This window comes from Haloimpatiens myeolchijeotgali (assembly GCF_042688525.2).
In the GTDB taxonomy this organism is placed as follows: Bacteria; Bacillota; Clostridia; order Clostridiales; family Clostridiaceae; genus Haloimpatiens.
On record NZ_JBHWAB010000001.1, the window covers coordinates 539,222 to 552,272 of the forward strand.

A 13,051-nucleotide genomic window follows, 5' to 3' on the forward strand; every position below is an offset into this window, starting at 1 on the left:
TGTAAAAATTTTCATATAGTCATATGTTTTAGTAGTTAATAATTAAATGGAGGCAGGACTATGGTTATTTCAGAAAAGAAACCGTTTGAAGAGATACTTATGTACCTTAAGGGAAGTGAAAAGATAATAATTACAGGTTGTTCTTTATGTGCTACCGTATGTCAAGTTGGTGGTGAAGAACAAGTATTAGAAATGAAACAAAAATTAGAAGAAAATGGTAAGAAAGTTTTAGGGTATACAATATTAGATCCATCTTGTAATTACCTAAAGGTTAGAAAAGATTTAAAAAAATTAAAAGAAGAGTTAAAAGAAGCAGATGCAATTTTATCTTTAGCTTGTGGTGATGGAACTCAAACTGTTGCTAGATTAGTTGATATTCCTGTTATTCCAGGCAACAATACAGAGTTTATTGGGGAAATTGAAAGAGTAGGAAAATATGAAGAGGCTTGTAGAGCATGTGGAAACTGTCAACTTGGATGGACAGGAGGTATTTGCCCAGTAACTAAATGTGCCAAAGGATTATTAAATGGACCTTGTGGTGGAGCAAAAGATGGAAAATGTGAAGTTAATCCTGAAAATGATTGTGCATGGATACTTATTTATGAGAGATTAAAAAAATTAGGTAAACTTGATAATTTAAAAGAAATAAAAAAGCCAAGAAACTATGAAATTAGTGCACATCCTGCAAGAGTTAACTTAAGAAATAAGTAACAATTATTTAAGGAGGATTATTATGAGTTTATTAAAAGATGCTTTTGAAAAAAAAGAGTTTGGCATTACGGCAGAAATGGCTCCTCCTAAAGGTACAAATTTTTCACATTTAATTGAGTGTGCGAGAGGTGTAAAAGGAAGAGTTCATGCGGTTAATGTTACTGACTTTCAAGCAGCTAGTATGAAAGCTACGTCATTAGCAACATGTAAGATATTAAAAGACCAAGGTTTAGAACCTGTTCTTCAAATAACAGGAAGAGATAGAAATAGAATAGCTATAGAAGGCGAATTTTTATCTGCAGGAGTTTTTGGAATTCAAAATGTTTTAGCTCTTACAGGAGATTATACAATACTTGGAGATCATCCAGGAGCTAAACCAGTGTATGATTTAGATAGTGTAGAGATACTTGAAGTGGCAGACACTTTAACAAAAGGTACAGATATGATGGGGAATAAGTTAAATGGTTCACCTGAATTTTATTTAGGTGCTTGTGTATCTCCTAAATATGAACCTCTAGAACTTCAAATCATAAAAATGGAGAAGAAAATAAAAGCAGGCGCTAAGTTTTTTCAAACTCAAGCAGTGTTTGATATAGACACTTTAAGACAATTTAGAGATAAGACAAAACATTTAAATACAAATGTTATGGTGGGTATAATACCACTTAAATCAGCAGGAATGGCTAAATATATGAACAAAAATGTTGCTGGGGTGTATGTTCCAGATGAAATAATAGAAAGAATGAAAAAAACTGACAATAAAGTTCAAGAAGGAATAAATATAGCAGCAGAATTTATAAAACAAATAAAAGAAGAAGGATTATGTGAAGGAGTTCATATAATGGCTATAGGTGCTGAAGAAAATGTACCTGTAATATTAGATAAAGCAGGATTATAAACTTTAAATTGTAGGGGGAATAAAAATGAAAATAGTTGTAATTGGAGGAGGACCAGGTGGATATGTAGCGGCGTTAAAAGCAGCTATATTAGGTGCTGATGTTACTGTAGTTGAGAAGGGAAAAGTAGGAGGAACCTGTTTAAATGTAGGTTGTATACCAACTAAAGCATTAATTGCTTCTTCAGAAGCTTTAGAAATTATAAATAAAGCTAATAAATATGGATTTAATATAGAAGGTGAAGTAAAAACTGATTTTGACGCTATCATGAACCGTAAGCAAAAGGTAGTAACTCAACTTGTAAAGGGAGTTGAATTCCTTTTTGAAAGCAAAGGGGTAAAACTTGTAAGAGGATGTGCTAAATTAGTAAGCAAAAATCAAATCGAAGTTAGTAAAGAAGATGGAAATAAAGAAATAATAGAAGCAGATAAGATAATTCTTGCTACAGGTTCAGTACCAGTTGTTCCAAGATTATTTCCTTATGATGGTAAAAAAGTTATAACAAGTGATGAAGTGTTGAGTTTAGAGAAAATACCTCAATCTATGATAATTGTAGGTGGAGGTCCAATAGGATGTGAAATAGGACAATTTTTCAATACATTAGGAACAAAAGTACAAATTGTAGAAATGGTAGATCATTTGATTCCATTTGAAGATGAAGATGTAGCAAAACAATTACAAAGATCTTTTAAGAAAAATAAAATAAAATTTAATGTTAAGAATGGAATTGCAAAAGTTGATATTAAGGATGATAAAGTTCAAGCAGTTCTTCAAAGTGGAAAAGAATTAGAAGCAGAAATAATGCTTGTTTGTGTAGGAAGAAGAGCATATACAGAAGGTTTAGGACTTGAAGAACTAGGAATAGAGACAGAAAGAGGAAGAGTTATAGTAAATGAAAAAATGGAGACAAGCATAGAAGGGATTTATGCAATAGGAGATATTGTAAATTCACCAGCTTTGGCTCATGTTGGTTCTAAAGAAGGAACAGTAGCTGTAGAAAATGCTTTAGGAAAAAATAAAAAAATGGATTATAAAGCAGTTCCAAGGTGTGTATTTACTGATCCAGAAGTAGCAAGTGTAGGTATTACAGAAAAAGAAGCAAAAGAGCAAGGAATAGAGTATAAGATAGGAAAATTTGATTTTAGAGGATTAGGAAAAGCTAAAGCAATGGATAAAATTGAAGGGTTTGTAAAAGTAGTTGCAGATATGCAAGGTAAAATAATAGGTGCAGTAATAATAGGTGCACATGCAACAGATTTACTTGGAGAATTTACATTAGCTGTACATTTAGGATTAACTACAGAACAAGTAGGAGATGTAATACATCCACATCCAACATTATCAGAAGCAGTTATGGAAGCAGTACATGATGTTGAAAAACAAAGTGTTCATTCAGTGTAATATCATAGAGCTTATATAAGCTCTATGTGAAAAGTATAAGGAGGTCGTACTATGGGATATAAAATAGCAGTAGCAGGTAAAGGTGGTACTGGAAAAACTACATTAACAGGAATGTTAATTGATTATTTGATAAAGAAAAATAAGACACCAATACTTGCAGTAGATGCAGATGCAAATGCAAATTTAAATGAAGTACTAGGAGAAGAAATAGAAGATACACTAGGCCAAATAAGAGAAGAAGTAAGTCAAAAATCACTTTCTGGAGATGCATTTCCAGCAGGAATGACTAAAGCTGATTATTTAAAGTATAAGTTAAATAGTTGTTTAACTGAAGGAAATGGATATGACATGTTAGTAATGGGAAGATCTCAAGGACAAGGTTGTTACTGTTATGTTAATGGAGTCTTGAAAACCCAAATAGATGCTCTTGCTGGAAACTATAAGTACATAGTAATTGATAATGAAGCAGGGATGGAACATTTAAGTAGAAAAGTTGTTGATAATATAGATGTTTTATTACTAATAAGCGATTGTTCTAGAAGAGGAATTCAAGCTGTAGGAAGAATAAAAAGATTAGTAGATGAGTTAAATTTAAATGTTTCTAAAATTTGTCTAATAGTAAATAGAGCTCCAGAGATGAAATTGAATGAAGGAATAAATGAAGAAATAAAAAAACAAGGATTAGATTTAGTAGGAGTTGTACCAATGGATCCCATGGTATATGAATATGATTGTAGTGGAAAGCCATTAGTTAATTTACCAGAAGAAAGTTTGTCTAAAAAAGCATTAAAAAGTATATTAACAAAAATTCAATTATAAATAAGAAAAAACTAAAGGAGGATTCCAAGATATGTTCAAAAAATCAATACAAAAATATTCAGGTAAGATTAATGAAATTCAAATAGGAACAGGAGAAAAAGCTATAAAGATTGGTGGAGAAAATACACTTCCATTTTATACATTTGATGGTGATATAATCAATACACCAAAAGTTGGAATGGAAATTATAGATGTGTGTCCAGAAGAATGGATAGATTCACTAAAAGAAATATATAAAGATGTTTCTTCTAACACTGTAGAATGGGCTAAATTTGTTGAAGAAAAATTTAATCCAGATTTTATATGTTTAAGATTACAAGGTGCAGATCCAAGTGGATTAGATAAATCAGTAGAAGAATGTACAGAAACTGTAAAAGGTGTTGCAGAAGCTGTAAAAACACCATTAGTAGTAGCAGGTACAGGAAATCATGAAAAAGATGCTAAATTATTTGAAAATATAGCAAAGGAATTAGATGGTCATAATATTTTATTATTATCAGCTGTAGAAGAAAATTACAAAACTATTGCAGCAGCAGGAGCACTTGCATATAGTCACAAAGTTGGAGCTGAATCAGCAGTAGATATTAACTTAGCAAAACAATTAAACATATTAATAAACCAATTAGGAGTAAAACTTGATAATGTAGTCTCAAATGTAGGATGTTCAGCAGCAGGTTACGGATTTGAGTATTTAGCTTCTACGCTAGATAGAGTTAAACTTGCAGCCCTTGGACAAAATGATAAAACTCTTCAAACACCAATCATTACACCAGTTTCATTTGAAACTTGGAAAGTAAAAGAAGCAGTAGAGTTAGAAAAAGATACACCTGAATGGGGAAATCAAGAAGATAGAGGTATTTCAATGGAAGTATCTACAGCAGCAGGAGTTTTAGCTGGAGGTTCAAATGCAGTAGTTTTACGTCATCCAAAATCAGTAGAAACTATTAAGAATTTTATAAGCGAATTATTGGCTTAATAATTAATTGAAAAATAAGGAAGGTTTCAATGTTTTTAAAGGATTAAATTAGTGAAATGAGGAAGATTTCAATATTTTAATATTTTTAAGGGAGGATTTAAAATGGCTTTAAAAGGATTAGATATATTTAAATTGACACCAAAAAAGAATTGTAAAGATTGTGGTTTCCCAACTTGTTTAGCATTTTCTATGAAAGTTGCAGCAGGAGCTGTTGATATAAGCAAATGTCCACACATGGATCCAGCAGCTTTAGAAAAATTAGCAGAAGCAACAGCACCATTGATGAAAACTATAACAATAGGTAAAGGTGAAAGTGAATATAAATTAGGTGGAGAAACTGTTTTATTCCGTCATGAAAAAACATTTGTAAATAGAAATAGATTTGCTGTAGTATTTTCTGACAGTATGACAGATGAAGAAGTAGATACAAAATTACAAAATATTAAAAAAGTAGATTATATAAGAATCGGAGAAGAAATGAAGGTTGAAATTGCTGCATTAAAATATGCTGGCAATAAAGATAGATATATAGAGTTAATAAACAAAGTTAAAAATAGTGGATTAAAACTTGCTTACATGTTAGTCTGTGAAGATGTTGAAGTTATGAAAGAAGCTTTACCACTAGTTAAAGATGATAACCCAGTAGCTTATGGTGCTACAAAAGATAATTATAAAGAAATGGTTCAATTAGTAAAAGCAGATAAAATAACATTAGGAGTAAAAGCTTCTAGTTTAGAGGAATTACACTCTTTAGTTGAAGATATACATAAAGAAGGATATAAGCAATTAGTACTTGATCCAGGCTGTTCTTCAATAAAAGAAGCATTTCAAAATACAGTACAAATAAGAAGAATGAATTTACAAGGACAGGATAGAACATTTGGTTATCCTTCAGTATTGTTTGTAAATGATCTTTCTAAAAATGATAAATATATGGAAGCAGCTTTGAGTACATTATTTACTATGAAATATGGTTCAATAATTGTTTTAAGTGATATGGATTATGCTAGAGCACTTTCATTATTTGCTATAAGACAAAATATATTTACTGATCCTCAAAGACCAATGAGAGTTGAACCAAAAGTATATCCAATAAATAACCCAGATGAAAATTCTCCAGTAATGGTTACTGTTGACTTTGCTTTAACTTATTTTATAGTATCTGGGGAAGTAGAAAGATCTAAAGTACCAGTATGGATGGTTATTCCTGATGCTGGTGGATATTCAGTACTTACAGCTTGGGCAGCAGGTAAATTTACAGCATCAAGTATATCAAAAGCTATTAAAGAAAGTGGAGTAGAAGATAAAACTAAATGTAGAAAACTTATAATTCCAGGAAAAGTAGCAGTACTTAAGGGAGATTTAGAAGAAAACCTACCTGGATGGGAAATAGTAGTTGGAACTACAGAAGCTCTACACATTCCAAAATTCTTAAGAGAATTTAAATAAGTAAGAATGTTAGCTAAACATTCACATAAAGGGGTAACTCCTTTATGTGAATGATAGTATAAAAATCTAAAAAAAAGAAGGGGAGAGAAAAAAAGATGGATAAATTTATGATTATTGGGGAAAGAATACACTGCATATCTCCAACTATAAGAAAAGCATTAGCTGAAAGAAATCCAGAACCAATAATAAAGAGAGCAAAAGAACAAATTGATGCAGGAGCTCATTACTTAGATTTAAACATAGGACCAGCAGAAAAAGATGGAGAAGAATTAATGCCTTGGGCAGTCCAAGTTTTACAAAATGAATTTGATAATATTCCATTAGCATTAGATACAACAAATAAGAAAGCTATTGAAGCTGGAATAAAAGTTTATAATAGAGAAAAAGGAAAACCAATTGTAAACTCAGCAGATGCCGGTGAGAGAATTGGAATGATAGATGTAGCCGCTGCTAATGATGCTATGATAATTGCATTATGTGCAAAAGAAGGTATTACAAGAGATAATGATGAGCGTATGGCTTATTGCACTGAAATGCTTGAAAGAGGTATGATGCAAGGATTAGAGCCAACTGATATGTTATTCGATCCTCTATTTTTAGTTATTAAAGGAATGCAAGATAAGCAGAAAGAAGTTTTAGAAGCAGTTAGATTAATTAGTGAAATGGGACTTAAAACAGTTTGTGGATTAAGTAATGTTTCAAATGGAGCTCCAAAACCTTTAAGACCAATAATGGATGCAACATTTGCTGCAATGGCTATTCAATCAGGACTTACTTCTGCAATTATGAATCCATGTGATAAGAGATTAATGGAAACTATAAAAACTTGTGATGTTATAAATGGAAGCGTATTATATGCAGATTCTTATTTAGATTTATAGAAGGGGAGGAACAATAATGAATTTATTTCAAACTATTTTTACAGGTTCTAATCAAGCTTTAGATGCAGCTAAGAATCTTGTAAGTGAAGCTATAAATGAAAAAGGAAAAGATTATAAGGTTGCTTTCCCTGATACAGCATATTCTATTCCAATAATTTATGCTGCAACAGGAAAGAAAATAACTAATTTAGGTGAACTTGAATCAGCATTAGATGTAGTTAAAAGTTTAATTGTTGAGGAAGAAAATTTAGAAAAAGCTTTAAATTCTGGTCTTGCAACAGCTGTTGCAGCAGAAATAATAGAAGTTATCAAATATGTAAAAGAAGAAACTCCATACAATGAACCTTGTGTTGGATTTGTATCAGATCCAATTATACGTTCTTTAGGTGTACCACTAGTTACAGGTGATATACCAGGAATTGCAGTAGTTCTTGGTGAATGTCCAGATAGTGAAACAGCTGCAAAGGTAATTAAAGATTATCAATCTAAAGGATTATTAACATTTTTAGTTGGAAAAGTAATAGATCAAGCTGTTGAAGCTAATGTAAAAATGGGACTTGACTTAAGAGTTATACCAGTTGGATATGATGTTACTTCTGTAATTCATGTTGTATCAGTAGCTATAAGAACAGCATTAATTTTTGGAGGACTTGAAGCAGGACAATTTGATAAATTTATGCAATATACAGCAGAAAGAGTACCTGCTTTTGTAAATGCATTTGGTCCATTAAGTGAACTTGTAGTATCAGCAGGTGCAGGTGCAATAGCTCTTGGATTCCCAGTAATAACAGACCAAGAAGTACAAGAAGTTCCTACATTATTATTAACTCAAAAAGATTATGATAAAGTAGTAAAAACATCTCTTGAAGCTAGAAAAATTAAAATAAAGGTTACAGAACTTCCAATACCAGTTTCTTTTGCTGCAGCTTTTGAAGGTGAAAGAATTAGAAAAAATGATATGTTTGTAGAATTTGGTGGTAGTAAAACAAACGGATGGGAACTTGTTATACAAAAAGAACCATCAGAAGTTGAAGATCATAAAATAACTGTAATAGGTCCTGACTTAGATACTATTAGTGAGCCACCTGCTAGACTTAATTTGGGAATACTTATTGAAATAGCAGGACAAAATATGCAAAAGGACTTTGAACCAGTACTAGAAAGAAGACTTCACTATTTCTTAAACTACATTGAAGGTGTAATGCATCTTGGACAAAGAAATCTTACTTGGATAAGAATAGCTAAAGATGCATATGAAAAAGGCTTTAGGTTAAATCATATTGGAGAAGTAATTTATGCAAAAATGTTAGATGAATTTGATCAAGTTGTGGACAAGTGTCAGGTTACTATAGTTACAGAGCCAGAAAAATGTGTAGAATTAAGAGAAAAATATGCTATGCCAAGATATAACGAAAGAGATGAAAGACTTAGTTCTTTAGTTGATGAAAAAGTAGATACATTTTATTCTTGTAACTTATGTCAATCATTTGCACCATCACATGTATGTATAGTAACTCCTGAAAGATTAGGACTTTGTGGAGCAGTAAGTTGGTTAGATGCTAAAGCAACATTAGAATTAAATCCAACAGGTCCTTGTCAAGCAGTACCAAAAGAAGGATTAATAGATGAAGAAAAAGGTGTATGGACTAAAGTAAATGAAACTGTTGAACAAATATCACAAGGAGCAGTAAATAATGTTACATTATATAGTTTAATAGAAGATCCAATGACTTCTTGTGGATGTTTTGAATGTATATGTGGAATAATGCCAGAAGCTAATGGTGTTGTTATAGTAAATAGAGAATATGGTTCAGTATGTCCATTAGGTATGACATTTGGTGAACTTGCATCTATGACTGGTGGTGGAGTTCAAACTCCTGGATTTATGGGACATGGTAGAACATTTATTTACTCAAAGAAATTCATAAAAGCAGAAGGTGGACTTGGAAGAATAGTCTGGATGCCAAAAGAATTAAAAGATTTTGCTAGAGAAAAATTAGATGCAGCAGCTAAAGAATTATATGATGTAGATAACTTTACTGATATGATTTGTGATGAAACTATTGCAACTGATTCTGAAGGTGTACTAGCATTCTTAGAAGAAAAAGGACATCCTGCTCTAACAATGGATCCTATAATGTAAAAACTATAGTAATTAAAAATTTTATAAAGGTTCCCAGTTTATAATTATTAATTCAAATTGATTTTTTATACTGGGTTGGTAAGTATTCTGGGAACTATATTTTAAAGGAGGATATGAGATGAATCATCCAAATAATTTATATTATAGTAAAGAACATACATGGGCAAAGATTGAGGGAGATGCAGCGTATGTAGGAATTACAGATTTTGCTCAATCTCAATTAGGAGAAATATTATATGTAGAGATGCCAGAAGAGGACGATGAATTAGTTCAAGGAAAGGATTTTGGAGTAGTTGAGTCTTCTAAAAAAGCTGCAGAGGTATTTGCACCAGTTTCAGGAAAAGTATTAGAAATAAATGAAAAGTTAGATGATGAGCCTGAATATATAAATGAAGATGCCTATGATGCGTGGATTGTAAAAGTAGAGTTAAGTAATAAAGATGAAATAAAAAACTTGTTAAATGCTTCTGAATATGAGGCTGGTTTGAAATAGAAAATTTTCTCGGCTTTAGCCGGGAAGATTTTCAAGGGAGGTATTTTAATATGCTAAAAGTAAAATTTATTTCTCATGATAAAGAAATTGAAGTGGAAAAAGGAGAAAATTTACTTAAAGTAATAAGAAAAGCAGATATTTTTATAGATGCTCCTTGTAATGGAAATGGTTCATGTGGAAAATGTAAAGTTAAAATAATAGATGGGAAAGTAGATTCAAAAAAGACTCGTCATATAAGTGATGATGAATGGTCTGAAGGATATGTTTTAGCATGTTGTTCAAAAGTAATAGAAGACTTAGTTGTAGAGGTTCCAAAGGTTTCATCAGCTGCTATGCATGATATGAAAATAGAAGACTTTAATGGTGAAAAAGAAAAGAAAATATTTAATGATGCAAAGATGCAAATAGTGAACAAAGGAATGGAATTTAAAAGTTATGTAAGAAAAGATTATATTGAGATAGATGAACCAACAATAGACGATAATATATCAGATTTTGAAAGAATAAAGAGGCATTTTAGAAATAAATTAGGATATTCCCAAGTATTTTGTAGACTTTCTTTATTGAGAAGAATACCTAAATTACTTAGAGATTCAAATTTTAAAGTAACTATAACTCATATTCCAAGAGGTACTGGAAAGACTACAATTATTAATATTGAAAAAGAAAAAACTACAGATAAATTATATGGTGTAGCAGTTGATATTGGAACTACATCTGTAGCTGCTTGTCTTCTAGATTTATATAGTGGAAATGTATTAGCAAAAGCTTCTTCAGGTAATGCTCAAATTCAATATGGAGCAGATGTAATAAATAGAATAATGTACTCAACTAAAGGTAATGGTCTCGAACAATTAAATGATGCCATAATACATAGAACTTTAAATCCTTTGCTTAGAAAAATGTATAATCAAACAGGGATAGATAAAAATGAAGTAGCTGCTTTTGTAGTAGCAGGAAATACTACTATGTCACATTTGTTTTTAGGCGTTTATTCAAATTATTTAAGAATGGAACCGTACATACCAGTATTTTCAAAAGCTCCTTTTATAAAAGCTTCGGAACTTGAAATAGAAGTAAATCCAGAAACATTTATTTACTTAGCACCATGTGTAGCAAGTTATGTAGGGGGAGACATTACAGCAGGTGTATTAGCTTCAGGTATGTGGGATATGGATGAAAATATATTATTTATTGACTTAGGAACAAATGGAGAAATTGTTTTTGGAAATAAAGAATTTTTAATGAGCTGTGCGTGTTCAGCAGGACCAGCATTTGAAGGTGGAGAAATAAGTTGTGGAATGAGAGCAGCTAGTGGAGCTATTGAAAAAGTAAAAATAGATAGAAAAACTTATGAACCAAAATTAAAGATTATAGGTGATGAAAAACCTATAGGTATATGTGGATCAGGAATAATAGATATAATATGTGAAATGATGATTTCTAATGTAGTTGATAGAAGAGGAAAAATAAATAGAAATTTAAATACTTCTAGAATAAGATTTAATGAACATGATATAGGAGAATATGTAATTGCTTTTAAAGAAGAATGTGGTTTGGAAAAAGATGTTACTATAACAGAAGTAGATATAGATAATTTTATTAGAGCTAAAGGTGCAATTTACTCAGGAATATCTACTTTGATTTCTAGTTTAGGTATGGATTTTACTATGATAGATAAAATATATATTGCAGGTGGAATAGGAAATAATTTAGATATTGAAAATTCGGTAAGAATAGGAATGATTCCAGACATAGAAAGAGAAAAAATTTCTTATATAGGTAATAGTTCTTTAATGGGATGTTATTTGACCTTAATGAGTGAAGATGCTAGACATAAATTAGAAGAAACATCTAATCAAATAACTTATGTTGAACTTAGTGTAGATCCAACGTATATGGATGAATTTGTATCTGCATGTTTTTTACCACATACGGATATAGAAAAATTTCCAAGTGTTAAAGGATTATTAGGTATATAGAATTTAAAATATATATACTTAAAGTTTGAAAATTAAATTAATCTTCACATGAAGTACAGCTTCAACTGAAGTTGAATTTTAATTCATAAAAAAGGAGGATTTTATTATGTGTGAATCAACAGCATATTTAATTACACCAAAAGGTGAAGAAAAGATAATGGAGTATGTGGTACATATAGTACCAGAAGCAAATGGCAGAATATTTCTTTCAGATATTTTAGGTGAGGAAAAAACAGTAACAGGAAAATTAAAAGAAGTTAGACTTATAGATAATAAAGTAATGATAGAACAAATATAAAATTTGGAGGGATAAAAATGGGACATATTGAAGAACATTTACACAACCATGAACATACTCATGAACATATCCATTCACATGAATTAAATAATATAGAGAATCAAACTGAAAAAGAAATAAAAACTTTAGAAATTTTATTAGCACATTGGGTTGAACACAATAAATCTCATGAAGAAAGTTTTAAAGAATGGATAGGGAAATCAAAAAAAATTGGTAAAGAAGAAACATCAACTTATATAGAAAAGGCTGTAGAATTTATGGAAAAAGCTGATGAAATGCTTTTGGAAGCAAAAAAACATATGTAAGATTATGAGAGGAAACTGTTATGGATAAAAAAGCTGTAGAGGAAAAAAGAAAAGATAAACTACCATATCAATATAATAAAGGCATATTTAAAGATTTTAATCCAGAAGAAATGGTACAAAATACTGGATGTGAATATTTAAAAGAAAAGCAAGAACTAGTTGTAACATTAATGGGGAAAAATTATATAGTAAAATATCCTTCTGGAGAAGTATTAAATGAAGATTATTCAGAGATAAAAAAATATCCAATGAAAACTTTAATATTAAGATATCTAATGAATGCAAAAGGTGTTCCTCCAACAAATAAAGATATAACTTATAGAGAAGTTTCAGGAGGAAATGTTTATTATAATAATTTTTATGGAAGATGTATGCTAAGATTATCTAAAACTTTTGGGGAAAAGTTAAATAAGCTTAGTGAAATTTTTGAACGTTTAGGCGCTAAAAAGGTAAAAATAGGTGACGTGGGATATAAATTTGAATTTATTAATAACATATATGTAACATTTGCATTATGGGGTGGAGATGATGAATTTCCAGCATCTTCTCAAATTTTGTTTGATGAGAATGTACAATACTATTTTACTGCTGAAGATTTAGCAGTTGTTGGAGATGTATCAATTGGTATTCTTACAAAAATGGCATTTTAAATTCAGTTGAAATTATCCATATTAAGGGGATATCTCAAAATAAAAAG

The 13,051-nt window shown here is 30.5% G+C and carries 13 protein-coding genes; all 13 read left to right on the plus strand.

What is annotated here, in order from left to right:
- Positions 1-60: 60 nt before the first annotated feature.
- The 13 genes from ACFIJ5_RS02705 (at position 61) to ACFIJ5_RS02765 (ending at position 13,004) form a co-directional block, all read left to right on the plus strand.
- On the plus strand, positions 61-711 hold the full coding sequence (locus ACFIJ5_RS02705; RefSeq protein WP_379803485.1) for a methylenetetrahydrofolate reductase C-terminal domain-containing protein: 651 nt from the start codon (positions 61-63) through the stop codon (positions 709-711).
- Positions 712-733: 22 nt separating this feature from the next.
- Entirely contained in the window at positions 734-1,609 is an 876-nt protein-coding gene (locus tag ACFIJ5_RS02710; protein ID WP_379803488.1) for a methylenetetrahydrofolate reductase, read from the plus strand.
- A 25-nt stretch (positions 1,610-1,634) separates the two neighbouring features.
- Positions 1,635-3,008 (plus strand): dihydrolipoyl dehydrogenase, encoded by a 1,374-nt coding sequence (gene lpdA, locus ACFIJ5_RS02715; RefSeq protein WP_379803490.1) that lies wholly within the window; start codon positions 1,635-1,637, stop codon positions 3,006-3,008.
- Between the two features lie 51 nt (positions 3,009-3,059).
- Entirely contained in the window at positions 3,060-3,827 is a 768-nt protein-coding gene (locus ACFIJ5_RS02720) for an ATP-binding protein (RefSeq protein ID WP_379803492.1), read from the plus strand.
- Positions 3,828-3,858: 31 nt separating this feature from the next.
- Entirely contained in the window at positions 3,859-4,803 is a 945-nt protein-coding gene (gene acsD, locus ACFIJ5_RS02725) for an acetyl-CoA decarbonylase/synthase complex subunit delta (protein WP_379803494.1), read from the plus strand.
- 102 nt (positions 4,804-4,905) lie between these two features.
- Positions 4,906-6,252, plus strand: a complete 1,347-nt coding sequence (gene acsC / locus ACFIJ5_RS02730) for an acetyl-CoA decarbonylase/synthase complex subunit gamma (RefSeq protein ID WP_379803497.1) — start codon at positions 4,906-4,908, stop codon at positions 6,250-6,252.
- A 95-nt stretch (positions 6,253-6,347) separates the two neighbouring features.
- The gene (gene acsE / locus ACFIJ5_RS02735) at positions 6,348-7,133 is read left to right on the plus strand and encodes a carbon monoxide dehydrogenase/acetyl-CoA synthase methytransferase subunit (RefSeq protein WP_379803500.1); all 786 of its coding nucleotides are present in this window, start codon (positions 6,348-6,350) and stop codon (positions 7,131-7,133) included.
- 16 nt (positions 7,134-7,149) lie between these two features.
- Positions 7,150-9,276, plus strand: coding sequence for an acetyl-CoA decarbonylase/synthase complex subunit alpha/beta (gene acsB, locus ACFIJ5_RS02740; protein ID WP_379803502.1), 2,127 nt, complete (start codon positions 7,150-7,152; stop codon positions 9,274-9,276).
- A 118-nt stretch (positions 9,277-9,394) separates the two neighbouring features.
- A complete protein-coding gene (gcvH, locus tag ACFIJ5_RS02745) occupies positions 9,395-9,769 on the plus strand; it encodes a glycine cleavage system protein GcvH (RefSeq protein WP_379803504.1) in 375 nt (124 codons plus the stop codon).
- Positions 9,770-9,819: 50 nt separating this feature from the next.
- Positions 9,820-11,751: a corrinoid activation/regeneration protein AcsV gene (gene acsV / locus ACFIJ5_RS02750; RefSeq protein ID WP_379803506.1), complete on the plus strand. Its 1,932-nt coding sequence runs from the start codon at positions 9,820-9,822 to the stop codon at positions 11,749-11,751.
- Positions 11,752-11,857: 106 nt separating this feature from the next.
- Complete coding sequence (locus ACFIJ5_RS02755; RefSeq protein WP_379803508.1) at positions 11,858-12,049, plus strand: CooT family nickel-binding protein; 192 nt, start codon at positions 11,858-11,860, stop codon at positions 12,047-12,049.
- A 17-nt stretch (positions 12,050-12,066) separates the two neighbouring features.
- Positions 12,067-12,354, plus strand: coding sequence for a hypothetical protein (locus ACFIJ5_RS02760; RefSeq protein ID WP_379803510.1), 288 nt, complete (start codon positions 12,067-12,069; stop codon positions 12,352-12,354).
- Positions 12,355-12,374: 20 nt separating this feature from the next.
- Positions 12,375-13,004: a DUF3786 domain-containing protein gene (locus ACFIJ5_RS02765; RefSeq protein WP_379803512.1), complete on the plus strand. Its 630-nt coding sequence runs from the start codon at positions 12,375-12,377 to the stop codon at positions 13,002-13,004.
- The last annotated feature ends 47 nt before the right edge of the window (positions 13,005-13,051 follow it).